Source organism: Limnohabitans sp., from assembly GCF_040400975.1.
GTDB lineage: Bacteria > Pseudomonadota > Gammaproteobacteria > Burkholderiales > Burkholderiaceae_C > Limnohabitans_A.
Genome location: NZ_JBBAPF010000001.1, coordinates 25,209 through 50,870, shown reverse-complemented (window position 1 = coordinate 50,870; position 25,662 = coordinate 25,209). Strand labels below are relative to the sequence as shown.

Here is a 25,662-nt window from a genome sequence, read left to right as displayed (position 1 = left end):
AAACTGTAAGCGATCCGTCAAGGCTTGGATGACGACTCGTTGTAGTCAAAGCTGGGGGGCGGATTGCCGTCGTGGATGTCATTCCGTCTTTTTTGTAAATAACCATCGCGAACAAACGAGTACGGATCCAAAGAAGATGCCTTGATGGCATCTACCGTCTTGAGCAAGCCCGCGCGCATGTCCACCAAGCGCGTCACCAGCAAAGCATTGCGGGTGGCATCATCCGCCAAACTGTTGGTCACATTGCCCTGCATGTCCACCGGGAACGCCAAGGCGTCGCGCAAGGTAGAAGGACCAAACAAGGGCAAGACCACATAAGGGCCAGGCTGAACGCCCCAATAGCCCAGTGTCTGTCCGAAGTCTTCACGACGCTTCTCGATGCCCATTTCGGTGGCGACATCCAATATGCCGCCCAAACCCATGAAGGTGTTGACATTGATACGCATGAAGGTCTCCACCGTGGCTTGACCTTTGAGTTGCAAGGCGCTGTTGACCATGGACCAGACATCGCCCAAGTTGCCCATGAAGTTGCTCACCCCGGTGCGTACCATGTTGGGCAAGACCTTCACATAGAGCTGAGCAGCTGGCTTGAGCGCGACGGTGTCGATCGCATCGTTGAATTGGTAAATGCTGCGGTTCATGGGCTCCCAGGGGTCGCGGGCATCGGCACTTTTCACGGTGGCGCAGGCTTGCAACAGCAGCAGCATGCCCACCCCCAACAACAGGCTCAAGCGTCTGGCAACTGCTCTCATGGCTTTTGTCCCTCCGATGATTTTTCGGCTTGGTTGAACAAGAATTGGCTGATCAGGTTTTCTAGGATCACGGCCGATTGGGTGGATCCAATGCGGTCACCTGCGGCCAGGTTTTTCTCGTCGGCTCCGGGCGAGACGTCCAGGTATTGCTCACCCAACAAGCCGCTGGTCAAAATCTTGAGAGAACTGTCTTGCGGAAAAGCGTGCTCGGTTTGCAAGCTCAAGGTCACTTTGGCTTGAAAAGATTCGCCATCGAATTCGATGGTTTTGACGCGCCCCACCACCACACCCGCACTTTTGACGGCGGCGCCGGGCTTGAGTCCACCAATGTTGTCGAACTTGGCCGTGACCTCATAACCCTTGTTAAAGCTCCAGGTCAACAAGTTGGCCGCCTTGAGCGCCAAAAACAGCACGGCCACAGCGCCGAGCAACACAAACAAACCGACCCACACATCATTTTTTGAACTTTGCATGCCGTCCTCCTCAAATGCTGAACATCATCGCTGTCAGGATGAAATCCAGTCCCAACACCGACAAAGAAGAAACCACCACGCTGCGCGTGGTGGCGCTGGCCACACCTTCGGGGGTAGGCTTGGCCACGTAACCCTGTAGCAAGGCAATGAAGGTCACGGCCACACCGAACACCACGCTCTTGATGATGCCGTTGCCCACGTCCTTGAACACATCCACACCGCCTTGCATCTGGCTCCAGAAAGAACCGGCATCTACGCCGATGAGCAGCACGCCCACCACGTAGCCGCCCAAAATGCCCACCGCACTGAACACGGCCGCGAGCAATGGCAAGGCGATGATGCCGCCCCAAAAACGAGGCGCCAAAATGCGCTGCACCGGGTCAACGGCCATCATCTCCAGCGCCGTGAGTTGTTCACCCGCACGCATCAAACCAATCTCGGCCGTGAGCGACGCACCCGCGCGCCCTGCAAACAACAAAGCCGCCACCACTGGGCCCAACTCACGCACCAAACTCAGCGCCACCAACAGGCCCAGCGCTTCAGCGGAACCGTAGCGCTGCAAGGTGTAGTAGCCCTGCAGGCCCAAAACAAAGCCGACAAATAAACCAGAGACGGTGATGATCGCCAACGAATAGTTGCCCAAAAAGTGCACCTGATCGCGCACCAAACCAAAACGCTTGAGGGCTACGCCCGACATGCCCAGCAATTTGAAAAACAAGCGTGCAGCAAAACCCCAATTGGCCAGCAACTGTCGGGTGTGGGCGCCCAAGGCCCCAAGCAAGGAGACGATCAAGACGAGCTCCCATAATCTTGCGCCGCATGGGGAGCCGGGTAATGGAAAGGCACTGGACCATCGCTTAAAGCGTGCACAAACTGGTGGATCAGCGGGTCGGTGCTGGCCCGCAACTCGGCCGGCGTGCCCTGGGCGGCCACACCGCCGTTGGCCAAAATCACCACATGGTCGGCAATCTCAAAGGTTTCCGTCACATCGTGCGACACCACCACGCTGGTGATGCCCAAGCTGTCGTTCAAACGGCGAATCAATCGGGCCGCAGTGCCCAAAGAAATCGGATCGAGACCGGCAAAAGGCTCGTCGTACATGATCAAGTCAGGGTCCAACGCAATGGCGCGGGCCAGGGCCACGCGGCGGCTCATGCCGCCGGAGATCTCTGAAGGCTTCAAGTCACGCGCACCGCGCAAACCCACGGCATCGAGTTTCATCAACACAATGTCGCGGATCAGGTCTTCTGACAAGGCCGTGTGCTCGCGCAGAGGAAAAGCCACGTTGTCGAACACACTCATGTCGGTGAAAAGCGCACCGAACTGGAACAGCATGCCCATGCGGCGGCGGGCAGCGTACAGCTCGGCCTGGTGCATGGGGGTGATGTCGTCACCGTCAAACAGCAACTGGCCCGCGCTGGCGCGAATTTGCCCGCCAATCAGGCGCAGCACCGTGGTTTTTCCGCCACCCGACACACCCATCAGGGCCGTGACTTGTCCGCGCGGCACATTGAAGCTCAAGTTCTTCAAGATGACACGGTCGCCGTACCCGAAGCTCAGGTCGCGCAGTTCAACAAGTGGTGGTCTAGATGTGGGGTTCATGAAAAAACAAAAGCCGGAGGGGTCCGGCTCTTGCGATGTTAGACACTCCCGGACAAAGGCATACAAGCCGGGAAATTCTAGGGATTTTACCTAGAACCAATGTTCTTCATCGTGGCAGGTCACTGGCTCCCATCAGGAATTCGTCCACAGCACGGGCTGCCTGGCGGCCTTCGCGGATCGCCCACACCACCAGCGACTGACCGCGGCGCATGTCGCCAGCGGCAAACACCTTAGGCACATTGGTGGCGTAACCGCCTGTGAAATCGGTGCTGGCCTTGGCATTGCCGCGGGCGTCCTTGTCGATGCCAAAGGCGTCAAGCACGGTCGCCACCGGGTTGGTGAAACCCATGGCCAGCAAGACCAAGTCGGCTTTGTGCTCTTTTTCGGTGCCTGGCACTTCGACCATCTTGCCGTCTTTGAATTCGACATGAACCGTGGTCAACCCGGTGACTTGGCCTTTTTCACCCATGAACGCTTTGGTCGAGATGGCAAATTCGCGTTGCAACAGACCTTTTTCGGCGCTTTCTTCGTGGCTGGAGCTGGTGCGCAGCTTCATGGGCCAGTAGGGCCAAACCAGCGCCTTGTTTTCTTTTTCGGGTGGCTCGGGCATCACCTCGAACTGGGTGACGCTCACAGCGCCATGGCGTGTGCTGGTGCCCACGCAGTCGCTGCCGGTGTCACCGCCGCCGATCACGATGACGTGTTTACCGTCCGCACGCAATTGGCCTTTGAGCTTGTCGCCCGCGTTGACCTTGTTTTGCTGAGGCAGGAACTCCATCGCAAAGTGGATGCCTTCCAGATCGCGGCCGGGCACGGGCAAGTCACGCGACTGCTCGGAGCCGCCGGTGAGCAACACGGCGTCAAAGTCTTTTTTCAGTTGTTCAGCACTGACGGTTTCCTTGGCCCAGTTGGTGACCTTGGAATCCTTGGGCCACTCGCCCACCAAGACGCTGGTGCGGATCTTCACGCCTTCGGCTTCAAGCTGCTGGACGCGACGGTCGATGTGCGTTTTTTCCATTTTGAAGTCAGGGATGCCGTAACGCAGCAAGCCACCTACGCGGTCGTTTTTCTCATACAAGGTCACGTCGTGGCCTGCACGGGCCAGCTGCTGGGCTGCGGCCATCCCAGCAGGACCTGCACCAATGATGGCCACGGTTTTGCCCGTCTTGACCTTGGCAGGGCGTGGCGTGACCCAGCCTTCGGCCCAGGCGCGGTCGATGATGGCGTGCTCGATGGACTTGATGCCCACCGCATCGTCGTTGAAGTTGACCACGCAAGCAGCCTCGCAAGGTGCGGGGCAAATGCGGCCGGTGAACTCAGGGAAGTTGTTGGTGCTGTGCAGCACCTCGATCGCGTTTTTCCAGTCACCTTCAAACACCAGGTTGTTGAAGTCCGGAATGATGTTGTTGACCGGGCAGCCGTTGTTACAAAACGGTGTGCCGCAGTCCATGCAACGCGCCGCTTGTGTTTTGGACTGCTCTTCGGTCAGCCCGATCACGAATTCGCCGTAATTTTTGAGGCGCTCGGTGACAGGCTTGTAGCCTTCTTCGATGCGCTCAAATTCCATGAAGCCGGTGATTTTTCCCATGATGCTTTTCCTTCAATCTTGACGTTCGGCTCAGGCGGCCACAGGCTGGGCAGCCTTGCTTGCGTTCGCCGCTTTGCGTGCGTTGATCTCGCCCAAGGCGCGCTTGTATTCGTTCGGGAAGACCTTCACGAACTTGGCGCGTGCCGTGGTCCAGTTGTCCAGCAATTCGCGGGCACGCTGGCTACCGGTCCACTTGTGGTGGTCTTCCAGCAGTTTCCTCAGTTGTGCTTCGTCGGTCTGATCGCGGTGCCAGACCTTGCGGTCCACTTGCGCTTCTTGCTCGGCCACGGCCAGCACCTTTTCCATGCTGACCATGGCGGTGTTGCAGCGCGAGGCGAAGTCGCCGTCTTCGTCGTAGACGTAAGCGATACCCCCGCTCATGCCCGCACCGAAGTTGCGGCCGGTCATGCCCAACACAGCCACCGTACCGCCAGTCATGTATTCGCAGCCGTGGTCGCCTGTGCCTTCGACCACTGCAGTAGCGCCCGACAGGCGCACCGCAAAGCGCTCGCCGGCCACGCCCGCAAAGAAGGCCTCACCGGTGGTCGCGCCGTACATGACGGTGTTGCCCACGATGATGTTTTGCGAGGCCACGCCACGGAACTCCAAGCTGGGGCGCACCACGATGCGGCCACCCGACAAACCTTTGCCGGTGTAGTCGTTGGCTTCGCCAATCAGGTACAGCGTGATGCCCTTGGCCAAGAAGGCCCCAAAGGATTGGCCGCCCGTACCTTCGAGCTGGATGCGCAGGGTGTCGTCGGGCAAACCTTCGGGGTGAACTTGGGTCACCGCACCGGACAACATGGCACCGACCGAGCGGTTCACGTTGCGGGCGACTTCCATGAACTGCACTCTTTCGCCCTTGTCGATGGCGGCGCGGCTCTTGGCGATCAGCACGTTGTCGAGGGCTTTTTCCAGGCCATGGTCTTGCGTGTCCACATGGCGCACGGCCACGGTGGAGGCCACTTGCGGCACGGCCAACAGGCGACCAAAGTCCAGGCCCTTGGCTTTCCAGTGTTCCACACCGCTCTTCATGTCGAGCAGGTCGGCACGGCCCACCAGGTCATCGAACTTGGCAATGCCCAGCTGGGCCATGATCTGACGCACTTCTTCGGCGATGAAAAAGAAGTAGTTCACGACATGCTCTGGCTTGCCGGTGAACTTGGCTCGCAAGATGGGGTCTTGCGTGGCCACGCCCACGGGACAAGTGTTCAAGTGGCACTTGCGCATCATGATGCAGCCCTCGACCACCAGCGGTGCTGTGGCAAAGCCGAATTCGTCCGCGCCCAGCAAAGCGCCGATGGCCACATCACGGCCAGTCTTCATCTGCCCGTCAGCCTGCACACGGATGCGACCGCGCAAACCGTTGAGCACCAGGGTCTGCTGGGTTTCTGCCAGACCGATTTCCCATGGCGAACCGGCATGCTTGACAGAGGACCAAGGCGAAGCGCCCGTGCCGCCGTCATGGCCCGCGATCACGACGTGGTCGGCCTTGCACTTGGCCACACCGGCAGCGATGGTACCGACGCCGATTTCAGACACAAGCTTGACGCTGATGTCGCTGTGCGGTGCCACGTTCTTCAGGTCATGGATCAGTTGGGCCAAGTCCTCGATGGAGTAAATATCGTGGTGCGGCGGTGGCGAGATCAGACCCACGCCTGGAACCGAGTGGCGCAGCTTGCCGATATAGTCAGACACTTTACCGCCGGGCAACTGACCGCCTTCACCAGGCTTGGCACCCTGGGCCATCTTGATCTGGATTTGGTCGGCGCTGTGCAGGTATTCGGCTGTCACACCGAAGCGGCCAGAGGCCACTTGTTTGATGCGCGAACGCAGCGAATCACCGGCGGCCAGAGGCATGTCGACTTCGACGTTTTCTGCACCGATCACGCTCTTCAAGGAGTCGCCCAACTTGATCGGGATGCCTTTGAGTTCGTTGCGGTAACGGTTGGCGTCCTCACCGCCTTCGCCGGTGTTGCTCTTGCCGCCAATGCGGTTCATGGCCACGGCCAGTGTGGCGTGCGCTTCGGTGGAAATCGAGCCCAGCGACATCGCACCGGTGGCGAAACGCTTGACGATCTCTGCCGCAGGCTCGACCTGCTCTAGCGGGATGGCTTTGGCCGGGTCGATCTTGAACTCGAACAAACCGCGCAGCGTCATGTGGCGCTTGCTTTGGTCGTTGATGATCTGCGCGTACTCTTTGTAGGTGCTGAAGTTGTTGGCACGGGTGGAGTGCTGCAACTTGGCAATCGCGTCGGGTGTCCACATGTGTTCTTCACCACGGGCACGCCAAGCGTATTCACCGCCTGCATCCAGCATGGTGGCCAGCAGAGGGTCGTCGCTGAAGGCAGCGGTGTGCATGCGGAAGGCTTCTTCGGCGATCTCGAAAACGCCAATGCCGCCGACGCGGCTGGAGGTGCCGGTGAAGTATTTGTCAATGGTTTCGGTGTTGATGCCGATGGCTTCAAACAACTGCGCACCGCAATACGACATGTAAGTCGACACACCCATCTTGGACATGATCTTGGACAAGCCCTTGCCGATCGCCTTGATGTAGTTGTAGATGGCTTTCTCAGCGGACAAATCGCCGGGCAGCTCTTTGTGCAACGCAGCCAGGGTTTCCATCGCCAAGTAAGGGTGAACAGCTTCAGCACCGTAACCAGCCAGCACCGCAAAGTGGTGCACTTCGCGGGCTGTACCCGTCTCGACCACCAAGCCAGCGGTGGTGCGAAGACCTGCAGTGACCAAGTGCTGGTGGATGGCCGACAAGGCCAGCAGTGCGGGCACGGCGACCTGGGTGGTGCTCACGCCACGGTCGCTGATGATCAGGATGTTGTGACCACCCTTGATGGCGTCCACGGCTTCGGCGCACAGCGAGGCCAGCTTGGCTTCCACACCTTCGCGGCCCCACAACAAGGGGTAAGTGATGTCCAGTGTGGCGCTCTTGAACTTGCCTTTGGTGGCTTGGCCAATGTTGCGCAACTTGGCCATGTCTGCAAAATCAAGGATGGGCTGGCTGACTTCCAGGCGCATCGGCGGGTTGACTTGGTTGATGTCCAGCAGGTTGGGCTTGGGGCCGATGAAGGACACCAGCGACATCACAATCGCTTCGCGGATCGGGTCAATCGGGGGGTTGGTCACTTGCGCGAACAACTGCTTGAAGTAGTTGTACAGCGGCTTGTTCTTGTCGGACAGCACCGCCAAAGGGCTGTCGTTGCCCATGGAGCCAATGGCTTCTTCTCCAGCAGACGCCATGGGGGCCAACAGGAACTTGATGTCTTCTTGTGTGGTGCCAAAGGCTTGCTGAAGGTCGAGCAAAGGCACATCAGAAGCAGGCGCGACAGCGGCTTCGGCGACGTCGTCGAGCTTGATGCGCAGGTTTTCGATCCACTGCTTGTAGGGCTTGGCGCTGGCGAGACCCGCCTTCAACTCTTCGTCGTTGATCATGCGGCCTTGTTCCAGATCGATCAGGAACATCTTGCCCGGCTGCAGACGCCACTTGCGCACGATCTTGCTTTCGGGGATCGGCAACACGCCGGTTTCCGAACCCATGATGACCATGTCGTCGTCGGTGATGATGTAGCGAGAGGGGCGCAGGCCGTTTCGGTCCAGGGTGGCACCAATCTGGCGACCGTCGGTGAACACGATGGAGGCGGGGCCGTCCCATGGCTCGAGCATGGCAGCGTGGTATTCGTAGAAGGCCTTGCGGCGCTCGTCCATGGTGGTGTGCTGTTCCCAAGGCTCGGGGATCATCATCATCACGGCCTGGCTGATGGGGTAGCCCGCCATCGTCAGCAGTTCCAGGCAGTTGTCAAAGGTGGCGGTATCGGACTGACCGGCGAAACTGATGGGGTAGAGCTTTTGCAGGTCGGCGGCCAATACGGGCGAAGACATCACGCCTTCGCGGGCCTTCATCCAGTTGTAGTTGCCCTTGACGGTGTTGATCTCGCCGTTGTGCGCCACATAGCGGTAGGGGTGGGCCAATGGCCACTCGGGGAATGTATTGGTGGAAAAGCGCTGGTGCACCAAGCCCAGAGCCGAGACGCAGCGCTCATCTTGCAGGTCCAAGTAATAGGTACCCACTTGGTCGGCCAGCAGCAAGCCCTTGTAGACCGCTGTGCGGCTGGACATGCTGGGGATGTAGTACTCGTTGCTGTGCGTCAGGCGCAGGTTCTGGATGGCGGCGCTGGCGGTCTTGCGGATCACATACAGCTTGCGCTCGAGGGCGTCTTGCACGATCACGTCGGCGCCACGGCCGATGAAGATCTGGCGCATGACCGGCTCTTTATCGCGCACCGTGGGCGACATGGGCATGTCGCGGTTCACGGGCACATCGCGCCAGCCCAGCACCACCTGGCCTTCGGCCTTGACAGCACGCTCCAATTCTTGCTCGCAAGCCATGCGTGAGGCGTGCTCCTTGGGCAAAAACACCATACCCACGCCGTATTCGCCAAATGGTGGCAGCGCCACGCCTTGCTTGGCCATTTCGTCGCGGTACAGTGCGTCGGGCAACTGAATCAGGATACCGGCACCGTCGCCCATGAGTGCATCCGCACCCACCGCACCCCGGTGGTCCAGGTTTTCCAGAATCTTGAGCGCTTGCGTCACGATGGCGTGGGTCTTGTGCCCTTTGATGTGGGCCACAAAGCCGACACCACACGCATCGTGCTCGTTGGCGGGGTCATACAAACCGGTCGATTCGAAATGTTCTTTTGCACTGGCCGAAGTCATGGGCGCTCCTAAGGGTTTTCACGCAGAGTGGCGAGTGTAGTGCACAGCAGCATCCATGCCAAACTTTTTAATTGGGGTCAGATCCCAATTAATTTGGCTTTTGATTTGAGCTTGATTTAATTGGGGACAGATTCAATCTGCCGTCTTTTTAGCAGGTCGCCCCGCCTTGCCTGGCATCAGGCGTCGCGACGTGCTCTGTTGCAACTCACCCACAAAATCAGCCGAACCCAGCGCCCAGCCCGACAAGGCACTTTGGGTAAGTTGGTCTTTATCGCGCTGAACCAGGCCCGTCTGCACCAGCGCAGCATAAGCCGCCTCTCGGGCAAATGGCGTGTTCCCCAGGCCCCAAAACAGGGCGTGCGGGGTCACCCATTTGGCGCTCACCAGCCCAATACAGTGCCTGTGGCTGGACCATTTGAAGTCAGCCGCTTGCCCCACCATGCCCGCCCGAACCGGGTTCAGGTCAATGTAGACCATGCACGCCAAAAGATAACGCTCACTCTCAATGAGGTTGCTGCGGTAGCGCCCTTCCCACAGCGTGCCCGTGCGTTGGTGCCGCAAATTGAAATAGCGCACATAGGCCCGACCCACCGCCTGCATCATTTGCGGCAGGCCTTCATTGGTTTCGGGCGTGAGAAGCAAATGGAAATGGTTGTCCATGATGACGTAGGCATGGATGGCCACCTTGAAAGTTTGCGCATGCTCTTGCCAGAGAGCAAGCAAACGCTCACGGTCCGCATCATCGCGCACGATGGGCTGGCGGTCGTTGCCACGCTGAATGACATGGTGCGGGTAAGCGGCAACGGTGAGGCGGGGCTGGCGGGCCATGGGGACTCCCTTGGAATAGACCCGCAGTTTAATTGGGATCTGACCCCAATTATTTTGACCCCAATTATTCAGATTGGGACATTCACCTGCCACTGATATATGAACCCGCCTTGCAAAGTGGGCAGTGCACATACGAGACCCACAGCCCGAAGAGCCGTGCGCCTGTTTTCACATGCTCAATGCATCGGGTAGCGGCTGCCTGCCAGAGACGCCAGCCCGAATTGAACGAGCAAGGCCTCCAGCCGCTCACGCGCATTGCGTTTGTTTTGCCCGGTGTATTTGGCCAGGATCAGTTCGTTCTTCATGCTGTGTTCCCAGCCCACCAGCTCAGTCACCGTCACTTGGTAGCCCTGTGACTCCAGATACAGGCAACGCAACACATTGGTCAGTTGACTGCCCACTTCGCGGGTGTGCAGCGGGTGACGCCAGAGCTCGGCCAAAGGCATGCGCTGTAAATTGAGCGCCTTGTTCTGGTTCAGCGCCCGGGCCAATTCGGCCTGGCAGCAAGGGACCAGCACCATGTATTGGGCTTTCTTTTGCAGGCCAAAGGCGATGGCGTCATCGGTGGCGGTGTCGCAGGCGTGCAGTGCGGTGACCACATCGATCTGGCCAGGCAGCGCGTCGCTGTGCGCAGATTCGGCCACGCTCAGATTGAGGAACTTCATGCGCTCAAAGCCCAGCCGCTGGGCCAGCGCTTGAGACGACTGCACCAGTTCGCTGCGGGTTTCGATGCCGTAGATCGTGCCTTGGCCCAGCGCTTTGAAAAACAGGTCGTAAATGATGAAGCCCAGATACGATTTGCCTGCGCCGTGGTCGGCCAGCGTGGGGCCGGTACCGCTGGCGGGCAACTCTTTGAGCAGCTTTTCGATGAACTGGAACAGGTGGTAGACCTGCTTGAGCTTGCGACGCGAGTCCTGGTTGAGCTTGCCTTCGCGGGTCAGGATGTGGAGCTGCTTGAGCAACTCGACCGACTGGCCAGGCCGAACTTCGGGCGGCAGCTGCGATGCCGCGTTGTCGATGGCAGGTCGTTTTTTCATGGGCTAGGGCCCACATCCAGCTTTTTCCAGCCTTCAGCCCCCAGCTTTTCCAGGGTCTTGATGTTGGTCTCGTAAATCATCTCGGCTTCGGGAAAAGCCTCTACCGCCCGGTCGATGCTTTCCTCGCGCAGCAGGTGCAGCGTGGGGTAAGGCGAGCGGTTGGTGAAGTTGCCAATGTCGTCCGGCTCGGTGTCGGCAAACTGGAACTGGGGGTGAAAACTCGCGACCTGGAACACACCTTCCATGTCCAGCTCTTGCAGCACCGCATCGGCTTCGTCCAGAAAGTCGTTGAACTCCAGAAAATCCTGCAGCATCTGCGGCACGATCAAGAGCACAGTTTCACGCTCTTCGGCAGACATGGCGGCCAGCGCCTGCAGCTGCTCAATCAGCTCATCGCGCAAGCCTTCCAGGCCTTTGGCCTCGCTCAGCACGTAATGGATCTGGCCCTTGACGTGCGGGGCTTTGGCAAAGGGGCACAGGTTCAGGCCAATCACGGCGCGTTCAAGCCAGCGCACGGTGTCGGCAATTTCGGGGGTGTTCAGATCGGTCATGGGCGAGATTGTGCCTGTGGCACAGGGTCTTATCAGGAAGACTCATCCTCGGGCAGGCAGCCCAGGTGTTGTCGTTTTTAAATGCACGCCGCCCTGCCCGCTGGCAGCGATGACGGTCAGATATTCCGCTGCAGAGGAATGCACAAGGGAGACTTCTGTCTTTTTGCGCCCGGGTTTGCCGTGGCTGGAACATCGCCCACTCATGCGTCCCCCTCCAATTCGCGTTCGATTTCCTCGATGGTCGGAAGGCTGGACTCCAGACTCTCGGGGAGTGCTCGGGTGAGCTCGAAACTGGAAACACCTATGGGCTTGTCCATGCCGCGCAGCGCATATTCCGCCAGCACTCGGTTAGGTTGCTGGCAAAGAATCAGCCCGATGGTAGGTCTGTCGCTTTCATGGCGCAGCCGATCATCCACCACGCTGCAATAGAAATTCATCTTTCCCGCATATTCAGGCTTGAAATCACCGCGCTTGAGGTCAATCACCACATAGCAACGCAACTTCAAGTGATAAAAAAGCAAGTCGACATAAAAATCCTGATCGCCAACATCGAGATGGTATTGACGTCCAACGAAGGCAAAGCCCTGCCCCAGCTCCAGCAAAAACTTTTCCAGATGCGCGATGAGGCCGGTTTCCAGTTCGCGCTCATGAAAGCCGGACTCCAGCGTCAGAAAGTCAAACAGGTAGGGGTCTTTCAGGGTTTGCTGCACCAGGTCTGAATCGGGCAACGGAAGCCGCCTGTCAAAGTTGGTGGTGGCTCGCCCTTGGCGCTGATGCGCGGCCACTTCGATCTGCATGACCAAAATGTTGCGGCTCCAGCCATTGGCCAGGCAGGCCTGCATGTACCAATGGCGGGTGGGCAGGTCCTTGACCTTGGCCATGAGCTCGGTGTGGTGCCCCCAGGGAATGGACTGAACCAAGTCAGCCGGGAAAAGTGCCGCAGCCTGTGACACTTTTTCCCCGGGATCAATTTGTGCCACAGCTTGTGGCACAAATTCCAAGTACGGATATTCGCGGTAAAAAGCCAGCATCCGTTTGATGTTGCGCTCGGAAAAGCCCTTTTCCTCCGGCAATTCGTTATGCAAATCACGCGCCAAACGCGGAATCACCCCAGCCCCCCAGCCTTCTTGCTGTTGGCGAGCGTGAATCAAAGCGCCGATGTCCCAATACAGGCGAATGAGCTCGGCATTGACGGCCAACACAGCCCGCGTTTGCCCATGGCGCACGCGTTGCTTGATGTCGCCGAGCAGTGAAGCGTAATCAGCGGAGACGAGAGGGGCGGGTTGGTCAGTCATTGAAAACGGCTTCAAGCAGGCGTGAGTTTGATGAACTTAATACGCACAACGCACATGAAAAATGGAGGTGATTTCTTGTCAAATTCCTTGAGTAGTAAAAATCTCATCAAGCTGCGGGTTGCTGTTAATCAGCAGCAGCTTTTTGATAGTGGCGGCCTTGTTGATCTCCAGGCGCACGAAATGCTCGCCACCAGCCGAAGACTGCTTGCGGATCAGTTGGATGCGCCCGAATAGCCCGCCGTGCTTTTCCGCAAACTTCGCCAGACCCACTGCTTTCTCAAAGTTATCGCTAAGACTCGGGTCGTGGGGCTCAAGAATGTCGATGACCAGTTCGCTGCCGACTTTACGCACCACGACCAAATCCGGAAACATTGGTCGCACATCACCGCCGGTCTCATACGGAACCTCCAGCGACCACGGCTTACGGTCCAGATTGCGCAACCAGCCGACCACTTCAGGCTTAGCCAGTTCTTCCTTCAACACCTCCGCTTCCCAACTGCCCAGTTCGGCACGGAACTGACCGTTCCCTTCCACATACAGATGGCGCTCCCAGAGGGGATCGGTCGGCAGTCGCTTGAAGTCGATGGATGCCGGTAATTGCCATGGCACTTCGTTGGGCTTGGCCGTAGCCAGCCGCAACTTCTCGTAGTTGATGCGCCGCTGCTCCTTGAGTTTGTAGATGGCCTTCTTGTGCTGATCGTAAAGACCATCGAAGGCTTTCTCTGCCAACGATTCCAGCACTGCCATTTCTGCCGCGTTGCGCGCCAGGACGATGGCCTCAACCTTGACTTCCAACGCATCCCGATCTGAGTGGGCGCGCCAATACTCCATTTGCAAACCATGGCTAAAGGAACGTCCAGCCTCTTCGAACAGCCGATCAATGTCCACGTCCGAGGCATCAATGTGATAGTCCGCAGTCGGCTCAGCTACGCCCGTTCCGTTATTGACAGCCAAGGTCCGCAGGCCAACCTGTGTGATCGCTTTGGCCGCCGCATCAAACTGGCCTGCCGCCTTGATCGCTGCAATGCGTCGCCCCATCCACTCAACAATCTGCTGCTTGGTTTGGCCCCAGGCATCGTCATCAATCTCATCGATCGTCAAACTACGAGAGACGGCCATATACCGACGCAACGGACTTTGTGCCCGAGCGGCATTCACACGGTAAGTGATCAATTCGTCGAGAGCCGCAAAGATGAACTCGCAGCCCTCACGCCGCTTGAGGACCACCAAATTGCGGCTGGACCCTGTTTCGGCGGGCGGCACATCTTCCGCGTTGTGAAGCGAAGCCACCACGCTTTCCACGGCCTCTGTATCAAAATAAGGCAAAAACAGATGCACATCGTTGAGCGCGGCATCCTTTTCGATACGGCGTGCCAGCGGTGTGCGCACCATTCGGCCCAGTAACTGGGCGATGTAGGTGTGATCCTCCGCTCGGCGGAACGACATCATCACCTCGGCGCGCGGGCAATCCCAGCCGGTGGACAGGCTGGTCTTGAAGAACACCACACCGATGTTCTTGTCCGCGTCAATCCGTGAGGCTTCCACCTTGCGTACGCGGCGACCGCCCACGTCCAGGTCGCCCGTGTCGTGCATCGCGTGGGCGATTTCGCCTTCGTTCAGGCGACGGCCAATGGCGCTCTCGATCACGGTCAGCGCCGCGCCGAGATCTGTCTTGGTAAGTTGTCGGTCGGACCCGTTTTCGACCTGAACCACCAGCACCGGCCAGATGGTTTGCTCTTTTTCTTCATGGCAGTACGCGCCCCAGGCGGCCGTCATCTGCCCCCAGCGCCGGGCAGCCTCCTCCAGTAGCGCCATCTCGGCTGTTGTGGCAGATTCCGGGTGGTGGATCAGAATGCGGTCTTTCAGCAGACCGGACTTGCGCACTTCTTCTGCGGGAACCGCCACCTTGTGAGTGGTCACGGTGTGCTCGGCATTCGCAATCAAATCCAGGAATCGCTTCGGTGTGGCAGACACCCCAATCACCATCGGCATCTTGACCAGGCCAACCTCGGGGTAACCCAACAAGAAGCGCTGCATCAAGGTCTGCGCAGCCTGCGCACCCTTGCCCGAAGTCATGCCACGGTGCGCCTCGTCGATCACCACATAAAAGCGGTCGGGCATAGCGCGCGCGGTGTTGGTCAGCGTTTCCCAGATCAGATGCTGTCGTCCATCGCCGCGGTTGGTCAGCGGTTGATTGACGGCCAGCTTCTGCGTGTTGATGAAATAGATGCGCCCACCATCCAGCCGGGGCGCGTCAAAATACGCATCGATGGTGATGAGCTGGTTGACCCGGTACACCTTGTCCGACTTGCTTTCGATCTTGAGCTTGGTCTGCTCGTTGAGCTCGGGCATGTCCGACACCCACAGGATCACGGCATCCGGTTGGGGTGCCCAATCCAGCGGCCAAGCCAACTGGTCATCAGGTTCATCCAATATAGCCTCAAACAGCGCCGTCATCATGATCGTCTTGCCGCTGCCAGTGGCGGCAGAGAAGGCCACCACATGCTGGTCCTCAGACGACACGCCTTGACGAGCCTTCACCAATGCCTTGCGCAAATCATTCAGCGCGTCTTTCTGAAAATCGAACAGCGTGACCTTCATGCCCGCGCTCCCTGTGTGTCGGTGTGACCGGCAGCGCGGTCCTGGTTCTTGTTGATCATGAAATTGAGCAGGTAATCGCGGTACAACTGCACCACCGCCAGGCCGGGGTTTGCCTTGCCCGCCACCTCGCGCACGTCCTGCGCCATGGTTTTGAAGGATTCATCCGCGTCGGTGACGATGAACACCTGCGACAAGCCGGTGCGCCCATCAAGCGACTTGAGCAAACGGCCCATGCGGGTTTCATCCAGCAACACCACGAAATTGCTGCATTCCGGCGCAAACAGCACCGGCTCCGGCTCGCCGCGCTTCAGCTCGGGTCGCGGACCTACGGCACCAGCCTTCAGCCACAGCAGCGGCAGGATTTCGTGGAAGGCGCGGCGCAGCGACACGCGTTCGCGCTCAAGAAAATCCAGCTTGAAGTACGCGAGGTTGGCCGCAAAGCCCGAGCTCATCGGACGCTTTTCTTCCTCCGGCACCAGTATCGGCCCGAGCAGCTCCACCACCAGAGACTTCAACTGGTCGAACACACGCTTGACGGGTGTGACGATGTAGAAGTCGGTGATGTGCTCTTGTCCGTCGAGTGCCTCCAGCCAATCTTCTGCGGCTGCCGGGTCAAACAGCACCGTGGCCTTGTGGTCCTCCGACACGATGAAGGGGCACGGATCTTTCACCAGCGTCTGCGGCAGGCCATCGATCAGTGCCACCACCTGCTTCTTCTTGGGCAGTGTGTCGAGCTGCGCCGGATCGACAAAGCCGATCTGCGTGAAGCTGCGCGCTTTCTCACGCTCCACCGTTTTGCCGGTCAAGTATTCGCCGGTCAACACAGAGCCATCGTCCCGCTTGCCTAGGATGGTGTACTTGCTGCGCGGCCAGGTCACCGAACGGCAGATGCCTTGTGCCTCCCACTCTTCATCGCCGGGTTGCAGGCCGCGGGCGCCCAGTGCCGCAGCCTCCTCGGCGGAGACTTCGTTATTGGTGACCAGGATGCAGCGGCGCTGACCACCATCGGTGGCGTTGAGCAGGTTGACGGCATTGAGCGTGGTGCCGCTGCCGGCGAAGAAATCCAGGACGAGTGCTTTTTGATTGTTGCCTAAGATGGTGGAGAGGGTGTCTTTAACGGCATAAAGTGACTTGGGAAACTCAAAAGCTCGATTTCCAAGCACTTGCCGAATTAAGCCGGAGCCGTATGTACCGGCGTCGTGCAGAGTACGGTGCCAGACAGTTTTAGCGCGCTTGGGCGCATCCGATTGGTCTGCGTATTCAAGAACCGCAGGCCCGCCCTCCCACTCATACCCTGTAACAAGCAACTCACCACGCTCGATCTCTGAAATAGGGCCTCTCTTAAGATAGTTGACTGACCAACTGACTCGATCCTCATCAAAGCGTCCGATCTTCACGAATCCCTTGCGCTTGAGCTCAAGCAACTTGCTGGGCTTCACTTGCCATGTCCCCAGTGATCCATCTGATCTGATTGGCCATGCCTCTGCCTTAGTCCTGCTCGGATTGAATGCATTGGCTTGTTGACGAGTGAAATCGCCGCGAGTGATTTTTTCCTCGACAGTCTCCCCCACCCCAAGAATTTCCCCAGTCTCAGGATTGAGAAAAATTGGATAAACAAGCCCAGGACGATTAAACGGCGCTGCGTTGGTGCCGCGGCGAAGCAAACTTGCCCACGGAGTTTTCTTCTTTGTGCTGGTATCGCTATTCAGAAAATCGTCGGGAGTCGGTACGGCTGATGCTCTACCCAAATAGACGTAATGTGCATACTCCTCAACACGGGCCAGCCCTTGCTTGGCCACGCCTCGCGCAGTAATAACAATCGTAGCCATCTGACGGTATGCCTCCGGAAATTCCCGTTCCAGCAGCATCCCAAGGTGATGTACCTCGTGTTCGTCAATCGTGACGATCAGCACGCCGGTGTCCGGCTTGAGTAGCCGCTTGGCCAGCTTTAGCCGCTTTTCCATGAAGGCGAGCCATTTGCTGTGCCGCCAGCCATCGTTGCCGTCCACGTAGTCGTTGTTGTATTTCCAGTCGCGGGCGCCGGTGTTGTAGGGTGGGTCGATGTAGATGCAATCCACCTGACCGGCATACAGGTAATCCAGCAGCTGTAACGCGTGGTAGTTGTCGGCCTCGATCAGCGTGTGCCAGGGGGCATCTACCGGGCCGTTGGCCACGGAATCCACTGGCATCAGCGCGGGGAAGATCGGCTCACCAAACTCCCGCACGACCAGCAATTCATCCACCGGGAACTGCACCGGCTCTGACGCTGCGCGGGTCGCTTCGCTGGGGTGCGTCTCGTTGCTGGGTTTAATGCAGGTGGCCAAGCCCGCGTGGATGGACTTGACTTGCCAAACATCTTTCAGCGCACCCTGACGGCGACAGACCAAATCGCCTTTACGTGGCTTAGCACCATGCAGCGGCAACAACTCGGGCAGGTGGTCTTCAAACACCAAGCCGAATTTCTTTTCTCTGGCAGCATTCGCCCATTCGGTAACCAGGCGCTCGCGCAGGCGTGAATCGCTTATTTGAGCGATGAGGTCATGGATGGCAGACAAGTTTTCTCCTTTGATGCGCCTGATTCTCTAAACGGCAGAACACTCATCGTTTTAACAATTTAGCAATATTGGCATGTATGCAACTGGATCAGTATTCACTCACAGATCAAGCCAGCAATTTGCCCACTCACGTAACTCGTCCTCGATTGTAGAGATTGAAACACGTTAGGTTTAACGGTTGGCACCACCAGCAAGACAGACCACTCACAATTTTCGCCCAACAGCCCAAGCCAACCCCGCCCCCACCGCACAACAGCCCACCGTGACCAGCGGGGTGAGCTGCCAGCCGCCCGCTTGCGCCGCCACGGCCGCCACCACGGGCGGCCCCACAAACTGGCCCAAGGCCGAGAGTTGCTGCACCCAGCCCACGGTGGTGGCCACTTGTTGCTCGCCCGGGGCCAGACGCACCGCCAGGCTGAACAGCGTGCCCGGCACCAAACCGCCCATACCCGAGAACAGCAGCACCCCGGTAAAACGCAACCAAGGCAGGCTTTCAGTAAAGGGCGCGAAGGCCACCGTGCTGCCCAGCGCCATGGCGCCAAAGCCCAGCCACAGCGTGCTGCGGGGTGCCCAGCCGCGCTGCAGCAAGCGGCCCGATGCCATATTGCCCACGATGTTAACGGCCGCTGCCAAGGCCGTGAGCACACCCAGCAGCGCACCGCCAACACCTGCGGCAGCGTAAATAGACGGCAAGAAACCCACCACCGCCAGCCACTGGCCCGAGTACATGCCAAAGGTGAGTGCTACGAGCCAGGGGCCACGGGCGCTCAAGGTGCGGCGCAGGCGCTGCCAGGCACCAAGCCCCGCTGCGGCTGTCTGGACCAAGGGGTCGGCGGGCACGCTGCGCCACAACCACGCGGCCATGGCCAGCGACACGGCGGCAAACAGCCACCACCAAGCGCCCCAACCCCAAACCGGAATGAACAGCGGCCCGGCCAGCAAAGCCAGCGCTGTGCCGGTGGGCATATAAGCGCCCCACACGCCCAGCATGCCGGACAACTGCGCGGGCGGCACCAGGCGGCGAATCAAAGCCGGTGCGGGCAAAGCCACCAGCAAAAAGCCCAAGCCTTCGATGGCCCGCAGGGCCAGCAAAGCGGTGACCGAGGTGGCGAAGGCGCCCAATCCACTGGCCAGCGCCAGCAAGCACAAACCGCGCACCATGCTGCGCTTCAGACCCATACCGTCGGCCAACAGGCCCATGAACACCGCCAGGCTCATGCCGGCAAGTTGCACCATGGACAAGAGGAAACCGGACTGCACCAGCGTGAGGCCCAGCTCGGCCTGCAGCGCGGGCAAAGCGGGTGGCAACTTGCCCACCTGCAAAGCCGCCACGCCGCCCGCGAGCACGACCAGCCAAGCGGCGCGGTGGGCGCTCACCGAGCTCACAACAACTTGCGCCCCGTCAGGCGTTCGTGCTCGCGCAGGGCGAAGCGGTCGGTCATGCCGGCGATGTAGTCGGCCACCGAGCGGTGCAGGTTGGCGTTGGCGGCAAAGTCAGCGGACATTTCAGCAGGCTGGGCCACGTAAGCGGCGAACAACTCGCGCACCACCTGCTGTGCCTGCCCGGTGGTGTGCATGACCTGCGGGTGGCGGTAGAGCTGCGCAAACAAAAACTTTTTGAGCTCGCCGCTGCGGGTCTTCATGCCCGGGCTGAAAGCCACCAGCGGCCCGGCCAGACGGGCCTCGGCCAGCGTGCGCACACCCGCATTCGCCACGGCCTGGCGGGTGGTGTCGATCACGTCGTACACCTGGTCACTGAGCATGCGGCGAATGGTTTCGTACAGAACGCGGCGCGGCTTTTCCGACAAGCCCGGGTGTTCGGCCAAAGTCTGTTGGTGGTAATGCCCAAACAGTTCCACCTGCAGCAGTTGTTCGATGCTGATCAGCCCGGAGCGCACGCCGTCGTCGATGTCGTGCGCGTTGTAGGCAATCGCGTCGGCCAGGTTGCACAGTTGCGCTTCCAGGCTCGGCTGAGTGCGGTCGATGAAACGCCGTCCAACGCCACCCGGTTCGGTCTGTTCCAGATGCTCGGCATTGGGCCGCGAGCAGTGTTTGAGCACACCCTCGCGGGTTTCGAAGCTCAGGTTCAGGCCGTCGAACTCGGGGTAGCGCTCTTCGAGTTGGTCGACCACGCGCAGGCTTTGCAGGTTGTGCTCAAAGCCGCCGTGCTCGGCCATGCATTCGTTCAGCGTGTCTTGTCCAGCATGTCCAAATGGCGTGTGGCCCAGATCGTGCGCCAGCGCCACGGCCTCAACCAAATCTTCATTCAGGCCCAACGCCCGGGCAATCGATCGGCCCAGTTGAGCGACTTCGAGCGAGTGCGTGAGCCGCGTGCGGAACAAGTCGCCTTCGTGGTTCAGAAAGACTTGCGTCTTGTAAACCAGTCGCCGGAATGCGGTGGAGTGCACGATGCGATCGCGGTCGCGCTGGAAAGCGTTGCGCGTGGGTGCTGGGGCTTCGGCATACCGTCGGCCCCGGCTGTGCGCCGGGTCGCAAGCCAGCGCCGACAAGTTGGCCTGTGGCTGGCTTGAACCCACGGGCAAATCCAGTGACTCGGCAAACATGTCTCAGGCGCAGCAGGCGTTGATGACCTCGCGCACCATGGTGTCGGGCGCACCGCACACGGTGGCTTTGCCGGGGCCGTTGAGCACCACAAATTGGATGTCGCCACCGATGGCTTTTTTGTCCAAGCGCATGTGTTCGATGTAATGGCCCGCGTTGTCGGCCGCCTCAATGACGGGGCCGCGCACCGGCAAGCCTGCACGCGCGATCAAGGCCCGCAAACGCGCCACAAAAGCGGCGTCGACTTGGCCTAGGCGATGCGACAGCTCGGCCGCCATGACCATGCCGCAGCCCACAGCTTCGCCGTGCAACCAGACGCCAAAACCCAAACCCGCCTCGATGGCGTGCCCAAAGGTGTGGCCAAAATTCAGGATGGCCCGCAGGCCCGCTTCGCGCTCGTCTTGCCCGACCACCCAGGCCTTGATCTCGCAACTGCGCTGGACGGCGTGCGCCAGCGCGCTCGGGTCTTGGGCGATGAGCGCATCGATGTTGGACTCGATCCAGGCCAGGAAATCCATGTCGGCAATCGGGCCGTATTTGATGACCTCGGCCAGGCCCGCGCTCAGCTCACGCGGGGGCAGTGTGGCCAGGGTGTTCAAATCGCAAACCACCCGCACCGGCTGGTAAAACGCGCCGATCATGTTTTTGCCCAGCGGGTGGTTGATGGCGGTTTTGCCGCCCACCGACGAATCCACCTGCGACAAGAGCGTTGTCGGCACCTGCACAAAGGGCACACCGCGCATGTAGCTGGCCGCCGCAAAGCCGGTCATGTCGCCCACCACGCCGCCGCCCAATGCAAACAGCACCGTCTTGCGGTCGCAGCCTTGGCCCAGCAGCGCGTCAAAAATCAGGTTCAGGGTCTGCCAGTCTTTGTGCGCCTCGCCATCGGGCAACACCACGGTGTGTACCTGATGGTAATGCGGGGTGATGGCGCTGCGCAAAGCGGCTGCGTACAGTGGCGCAATCGTGTCGTTGGTCACGATCATGGCGGTCTTGGCCTTGGGCAAACCGGTCCAGCTTGCAAGGCTGCTCAGCAAGCCTTGGCCAATCTGGATGTCGTAACTGCGGTCGTCCAAGGAGATGGCGACTGTTTGGATGGGAGAGGTTTGGAGGGAGGATGTGGACTCAAACATAGACCCCAAGTGTAGGGGCTTTGGGCCTGGAGGTCAGACGCCTTATGGGCCAGCCGTGGGGGTGAGTGGGGAGGCAGGGTCTGCGTGTACGGCGGGCGCGTTCGCTGTCAAATGACCCGCCAACTCCAACTGCATCAGGATCATGTTGACCAAGGTGGCCACCGAAGGTCGACCGGTCTCAATGACAAAATGCGCGACCTCACGGTACAGCGGGTCCCGGATGTCGTACAGGTCTCGCAGGCGCTTGAGCGGGTCGTCGACTTGCAACAAAGGCCGTGCATGGTCATGGCGCACACGGCGAAACACGTCCTCTGGTGTGGACCGGAGGTAAATCACCTGACCCCGTTCATGCAGATGTTGGCGGTTGACCTCGCGCAAAACTGCGCCTCCGCCAGTGGCGATCACGCCTTGGTGCGTGCGACTCAGGTCGTCCAAAACCTCTTGCTCGATATCGCGAAAACGATCTTCTCCCTCTCGCGCAAAAAACTCACGAATAGCACACCCCAAGCGGTGCTCGATCACATGGTCAGAATCCACAAAGGGCAAGCCCAAGCGGCGGGCCAGTTGCCTGCCGATGGTGGTTTTTCCCGAGCCCGGAAGGCCCACAAAGATGATGCGCACGTGAAATCTCTGGATAAAAAAGCCCGATGGGCCAAGTCCGCCCACAAGTCGAACAAGTGTATTCGACCCTCTGCCAACACTTGAGGAACTCAGGGATCCGTCAGGGTGCAGCTGCCACCGGGACATCGGCCATCACACGGGGCGTCAAAAAAATCAGCAACTCGCTGTTGCGCTGCGCCCGGTCCCGATTTTTGAACAACCAACCGAGGCCCGGCACACGGCCCAAGCCGGGCACTCTGGCCTCGTTGTCCCGATCGGTCTCTTCGAAAATGCCACCCAACACCACCGTGCCCCCATCTTCCACCCTGACCTGTGTTTTGACGTGCTTGGTGTTGATGGCAAAGCCCGCCGGGGTGATCTGGCCCACGCTGTCGCGGTTGACATCCACATCCAGCACCACCGAACCGTCTGGGGTGATTTGCGGGGTGACCTCCAGCTTCAAGTTGGCTTTGCGAAACGTGATCGATGTGGCGCCACTGGCCGAAGCCGTCTGATAGGGCAACTCGGTGCCTTGTTCGATCAAGGCTTTGGTCTGATCCGCCGTCACCACCCGGGGGCGCGAGACCACCTTGCCCCGCCCATCGGCTTCCAGAGCCGAGATTTCGACATTGATGAAACGGTCTGCCGCCGCATTGAACAAGGACACGGCAAAAGTGGACGGTGTTTGAAGGGTTTGACCCGCATTGCCTGCCGGTAACCTGACCTGATTGCCGGTCACCACCCCAGGCCCTACCACTGCATTGGTCGCACCCAAGGCCAAAGTGTTGCTGTTGCCATTGAGTTGCAAAGGCATGGCCAAGCCAGCACCCAAACGCGCCCCCAAGGATTCACCAAATTGCCGCTCCGCCTCGACGATGCGGGCCTCGATCATGATCTGCCGAATCGGCACATCCAAGCGCTGAATCAAGGCCTCCACATGCACCAATCGCGAGGGCACATCGGACACGAACAATTGGTTGGTACGCGGGTCAAACAACACACTGCCTCGAGCGCTCAACATGCGGCCTGCTACGCCACCGACCCCACCACCAGGCGCACCGCCTTGCAAGCGCTGAGCCAAATCACCGGCCCGCGCGTGCTTGAGTCGGACAGGCAGTATGTGCAAGGGACTGACCGCCTCTAAAGCCGAGCGGGATTCAAGTTGTTTTCTTTCCCGGGTGGCCCATTCGTCTTGGGGCGCCACCCACAGGACCCGGCCATCCAGACGGTAAGCCAAGCCCTTGGCCTGCAGCACGATGTTCAAGGCTTGGGGCCAAGGCACATCAGACAAGCGAACAGTCACTTGCCCGCCCACCCCCTCTGCGGCCACCAGATTCAGGCCCGAAAAATCGGCGAACACCTGCAACAAGGTTTTGAGGGGCACATCCTGAAAATTCAGGCTGATGACCTGATGCGCCTTGGGCAAGTTGGAATCGGGAGAGGCAGCGACTGCGGAAGCAGTTGCCAATGAGGGTACAGGGGATGCGGTGGACGCAGACGTTTGTGCCATCAGCCCTCCGGGGTTGGCACACGCCAACCAGGGCAGCCAAGCCCAACACCGCACGCCATGATGACCCAGTGGCTTGGTGATTTTCATGGTGCCCTTGCCTCCATCTGAAAGGTTTGCACGCGACCTGCGGGGTCTCGCACGTGGATGTCATCCCGCCCTATGCGCCAGACCCTGTGGCCTTCCAGGCTGATTTGTCGACCCTCTTGCGTGCGAAACCAATGCACGGCGTTGGCCACGACAGCTTCTGCCTGATCACCCTGACGCCAGACGCCGATCAAGCGCAAGGGCAACATCGGCCAGCGCTCCGGCTCGCTCGAAAACAGCAGCTCTTTGGGTGGGACATCACCAAGCGCTGTCGAATCGGGCAACAACCCAACGGCCGCCCCTGTGGCCGGCGTCACGACCATTTGGGTCTCTCGTTCCTGTGGGGGTGTCATGGAAAAAGGCATGTCAAAAACCGATGCCACATGCTCCAGAAGCAGCACCTGAGGCGAGGCAGGCACTCCCCCTGCAAACACCGCGTTGTGCGGGGTGCTGCCCCTCATGCCGGGGCTGAACCAGGCGCGCCAGACCACTTCAATGTCCACGTTTTGCTTGTCTGCGCTGGGCAGCACCCTCAAACGGTCCATCGACCAGACTGCCCCCGTGCGGACAAGTGACGCCCAGGCGCCAGCCCAGTTTTCATAGCGGGCCTGCAAGCGCAATGACATCGCTTGACTTGGCAAAGGCGCACTCGCTGCCTCGCTCACCGGCTGCATCAGCATGAGCTTGACCTGGTGTTGGGCCAAAGTGTTTCGCAAATAGGCCCACACTTGTTCTTGCTGGTCCCAGCTTGGCAAACGGTGGACGTCATCGGACATCAACGGGCCACTGGCCTTGGGGCGCGGGCTGGGCACGGCAGACAATTGGGCACGCAAGACCTGCACTTCGCTTTTGATTTGCGCATGGGCTTGCCAAGTTGGTGCATGCAGCCACACGCCCAAGCCCCAAGCCAGCACACATGCCATCACGGCGAACCCCCAACGCCGAGTCCACCAGCGCCAGTGCGCCTGAAAGCGAATGCCCCAGTCTGGCCCACCCACAGTCCAGGACACCCATTTGGCCTGCAGCCACATCCGCGTGTTCATGGTGGAGTCCCTTGGGCCTTGCTTTGTGCGGGTGCTGCCATCGGCTTGAAGGTGGGCCATGAACTGACCCAGACAAATTCAAGCCCCGCAGCATCCTTCAAACTGTCCAGTGCTGGCCCAGCTCGGACGGAGACGCTGGTTTGGCGAAACCGTTCGGTTGAAGATGTGCTTGGTGCGAGACCTTTGACAGAACTTGGGGCCGCATGCCGAGCCTCATGGGGCCCCACATTGGGAGCCATCGTTAGGACCGGCGACTCAGGCCAGGCCGCTTGTAACTGCTCAGTCAGCCTTTGCCGAGAGGCGTTCAAGGCGTCAAAGTCTCGGCTCCAGCCGCTAAGCTCCAATTTTCCGGGCGCCAGTTGCAAACGCACCAGTCGCCAAGAATCTTCTTGGGCCTCGCTGAGCAGGGCTTGGTGGAGTGCCATCCATGTTTGGTTTTGCTCTAAAACTTGCCCAAGGTGTTGCGTTTGCTGTCGGCTGCTCTCGCTGGCTGCCGCTTGTTGCTGCTCATGCTTCAACTGTTGGTTGGCCTGGCCCCACTGGGCCTGCAATTGGGCTTGTTGCAGGCGTAAACCTTGCGTTGATTTCTCCAATGAAAACAAGCTTGCGAGAGCCATCAAAGCTCCCGCCATCAGGCCCACCAACGAGGTGGTGATGCGGTGCCGCCTTCTGCGCTGCCGGTGAAGCGCCGGGTAGTTGAGCAGATTCCAGGACAAG

At 59.6% G+C, this 25,662-nt stretch carries 19 protein-coding genes; all 19 read right to left on the bottom strand.

Annotated features, from left to right (window positions below; genetic code table 11):
• Positions 1-17: 17 nt before the first annotated feature.
• Positions 18-752, bottom strand: coding sequence for an MlaA family lipoprotein (locus tag ABWQ00_RS00210; protein WP_353236656.1), 735 nt, complete (start codon positions 750-752; stop codon positions 18-20).
• Positions 749-1,225: an outer membrane lipid asymmetry maintenance protein MlaD gene (mlaD, locus tag ABWQ00_RS00205; protein WP_353236655.1), complete on the bottom strand. Its 477-nt coding sequence runs from the start codon at positions 1,223-1,225 to the stop codon at positions 749-751. Before mlaD ends, ABWQ00_RS00210 begins: the two co-directional genes overlap by 4 nt.
• A gap of 10 nt (positions 1,226-1,235) precedes the next feature.
• The gene (mlaE, locus tag ABWQ00_RS00200; protein ID WP_353236654.1) at positions 1,236-2,018 is read right to left on the bottom strand and encodes a lipid asymmetry maintenance ABC transporter permease subunit MlaE; all 783 of its coding nucleotides are present in this window, start codon (positions 2,016-2,018) and stop codon (positions 1,236-1,238) included.
• Entirely contained in the window at positions 2,015-2,827 is an 813-nt protein-coding gene (locus ABWQ00_RS00195) for an ABC transporter ATP-binding protein (RefSeq protein WP_353236653.1), read from the bottom strand. Before ABWQ00_RS00195 ends, mlaE begins: the two co-directional genes overlap by 4 nt.
• A 106-nt stretch (positions 2,828-2,933) precedes the next feature.
• Entirely contained in the window at positions 2,934-4,415 is a 1,482-nt protein-coding gene (locus ABWQ00_RS00190) for a glutamate synthase subunit beta (protein WP_353236652.1), read from the bottom strand.
• A gap of 30 nt (positions 4,416-4,445) precedes the next feature.
• The gene (locus tag ABWQ00_RS00185) at positions 4,446-9,146 is read right to left on the bottom strand and encodes a glutamate synthase-related protein (protein WP_353236651.1); all 4,701 of its coding nucleotides are present in this window, start codon (positions 9,144-9,146) and stop codon (positions 4,446-4,448) included.
• A 132-nt stretch (positions 9,147-9,278) separates the two neighbouring features.
• Complete coding sequence (locus ABWQ00_RS00180; protein ID WP_353236650.1) at positions 9,279-9,974, bottom strand: transposase; 696 nt, start codon at positions 9,972-9,974, stop codon at positions 9,279-9,281.
• A gap of 176 nt (positions 9,975-10,150) precedes the next feature.
• Positions 10,151-11,011, bottom strand: coding sequence for a class I SAM-dependent methyltransferase (locus ABWQ00_RS00175; RefSeq protein ID WP_353236649.1), 861 nt, complete (start codon positions 11,009-11,011; stop codon positions 10,151-10,153).
• Positions 11,008-11,562 (bottom strand): DUF1415 domain-containing protein, encoded by a 555-nt coding sequence (locus ABWQ00_RS00170; RefSeq protein WP_353236648.1) that lies wholly within the window; start codon positions 11,560-11,562, stop codon positions 11,008-11,010. The genes ABWQ00_RS00175 and ABWQ00_RS00170 overlap by 4 nt, the downstream gene beginning before the upstream one ends.
• Positions 11,563-11,762: 200 nt before the next feature.
• On the bottom strand, positions 11,763-12,857 hold the full coding sequence (locus tag ABWQ00_RS00165; protein WP_353236647.1) for a PDDEXK nuclease domain-containing protein: 1,095 nt from the start codon (positions 12,855-12,857) through the stop codon (positions 11,763-11,765).
• A gap of 78 nt (positions 12,858-12,935) precedes the next feature.
• Positions 12,936-15,458: a DEAD/DEAH box helicase gene (locus ABWQ00_RS00160; RefSeq protein WP_353236646.1), complete on the bottom strand. Its 2,523-nt coding sequence runs from the start codon at positions 15,456-15,458 to the stop codon at positions 12,936-12,938.
• Entirely contained in the window at positions 15,455-18,013 is a 2,559-nt protein-coding gene (locus ABWQ00_RS00155; protein WP_353236645.1) for a site-specific DNA-methyltransferase, read from the bottom strand. The genes ABWQ00_RS00160 and ABWQ00_RS00155 overlap by 4 nt, the downstream gene beginning before the upstream one ends.
• A gap of 204 nt (positions 18,014-18,217) precedes the next feature.
• Positions 18,218-19,399 (bottom strand): MFS transporter, encoded by a 1,182-nt coding sequence (locus ABWQ00_RS00150; protein ID WP_502908038.1) that lies wholly within the window; start codon positions 19,397-19,399, stop codon positions 18,218-18,220.
• On the bottom strand, positions 19,396-20,577 hold the full coding sequence (locus ABWQ00_RS00145) for a deoxyguanosinetriphosphate triphosphohydrolase (RefSeq protein WP_353236643.1): 1,182 nt from the start codon (positions 20,575-20,577) through the stop codon (positions 19,396-19,398). The genes ABWQ00_RS00150 and ABWQ00_RS00145 overlap by 4 nt, the downstream gene beginning before the upstream one ends.
• A gap of 3 nt (positions 20,578-20,580) precedes the next feature.
• Positions 20,581-21,708 carry a 3-dehydroquinate synthase gene (gene aroB / locus ABWQ00_RS00140; RefSeq protein ID WP_353236642.1) on the bottom strand — a complete coding sequence of 376 codons (1,128 nt, stop codon included), beginning with the start codon at positions 21,706-21,708 and terminating at the stop codon, positions 20,581-20,583.
• A 42-nt stretch (positions 21,709-21,750) separates the two neighbouring features.
• On the bottom strand, positions 21,751-22,329 hold the full coding sequence (locus ABWQ00_RS00135; protein WP_353236641.1) for a shikimate kinase: 579 nt from the start codon (positions 22,327-22,329) through the stop codon (positions 21,751-21,753).
• A gap of 100 nt (positions 22,330-22,429) precedes the next feature.
• The gene (locus ABWQ00_RS00130; protein ID WP_353236640.1) at positions 22,430-23,905 is read right to left on the bottom strand and encodes a type IV pilus secretin PilQ; all 1,476 of its coding nucleotides are present in this window, start codon (positions 23,903-23,905) and stop codon (positions 22,430-22,432) included.
• Positions 23,902-24,945, bottom strand: coding sequence for a hypothetical protein (locus ABWQ00_RS00125; RefSeq protein WP_353236639.1), 1,044 nt, complete (start codon positions 24,943-24,945; stop codon positions 23,902-23,904). The genes ABWQ00_RS00130 and ABWQ00_RS00125 overlap by 4 nt, the downstream gene beginning before the upstream one ends.
• Positions 24,942-25,661 (bottom strand): hypothetical protein, encoded by a 720-nt coding sequence (locus tag ABWQ00_RS00120; protein WP_353236638.1) that lies wholly within the window; start codon positions 25,659-25,661, stop codon positions 24,942-24,944. The genes ABWQ00_RS00125 and ABWQ00_RS00120 overlap by 4 nt, the downstream gene beginning before the upstream one ends.
• Position 25,662: the final 1 nt, after the last annotated feature.

What these genes read in the sequence shown, in the direction of transcription:
- ABWQ00_RS00210 (WP_353236656.1), bottom strand. Translation starts at nt 752, where the DNA reads ATGAGAGCAGTTGCCAGACGCTTGAGCCTGTTGTTGGGGGTGGGCATG.
- mlaD (WP_353236655.1), bottom strand. Translation starts at nt 1,225, where the DNA reads ATGCAAAGTTCAAAAAATGATGTGTGGGTCGGTTTGTTTGTGTTGCTC.
- ABWQ00_RS00195 (WP_353236653.1), bottom strand. Translation starts at nt 2,827, where the DNA reads ATGAACCCCACATCTAGACCACCACTTGTTGAACTGCGCGACCTGAGC.
- ABWQ00_RS00190 (WP_353236652.1), bottom strand. Translation starts at nt 4,415, where the DNA reads ATGGGAAAAATCACCGGCTTCATGGAATTTGAGCGCATCGAAGAAGGC.
- ABWQ00_RS00185 (WP_353236651.1), bottom strand. Translation starts at nt 9,146, where the DNA reads ATGACTTCGGCCAGTGCAAAAGAACATTTCGAATCGACCGGTTTGTAT.
- ABWQ00_RS00180 (WP_353236650.1), bottom strand. Translation starts at nt 9,974, where the DNA reads ATGGCCCGCCAGCCCCGCCTCACCGTTGCCGCTTACCCGCACCATGTC.
- ABWQ00_RS00175 (WP_353236649.1), bottom strand. Translation starts at nt 11,011, where the DNA reads ATGAAAAAACGACCTGCCATCGACAACGCGGCATCGCAGCTGCCGCCC.
- ABWQ00_RS00170 (WP_353236648.1), bottom strand. Translation starts at nt 11,562, where the DNA reads ATGACCGATCTGAACACCCCCGAAATTGCCGACACCGTGCGCTGGCTT.
- ABWQ00_RS00165 (WP_353236647.1), bottom strand. Translation starts at nt 12,857, where the DNA reads ATGACTGACCAACCCGCCCCTCTCGTCTCCGCTGATTACGCTTCACTG.
- ABWQ00_RS00160 (WP_353236646.1), bottom strand. Translation starts at nt 15,458, where the DNA reads ATGAAGGTCACGCTGTTCGATTTTCAGAAAGACGCGCTGAATGATTTG.
- ABWQ00_RS00145 (WP_353236643.1), bottom strand. Translation starts at nt 20,577, where the DNA reads ATGTTTGCCGAGTCACTGGATTTGCCCGTGGGTTCAAGCCAGCCACAG.
- aroB (WP_353236642.1), bottom strand. Translation starts at nt 21,708, where the DNA reads ATGTTTGAGTCCACATCCTCCCTCCAAACCTCTCCCATCCAAACAGTC.
- ABWQ00_RS00130 (WP_353236640.1), bottom strand. Translation starts at nt 23,905, where the DNA reads ATGAAAATCACCAAGCCACTGGGTCATCATGGCGTGCGGTGTTGGGCT.
- ABWQ00_RS00125 (WP_353236639.1), bottom strand. Translation starts at nt 24,945, where the DNA reads ATGAACACGCGGATGTGGCTGCAGGCCAAATGGGTGTCCTGGACTGTG.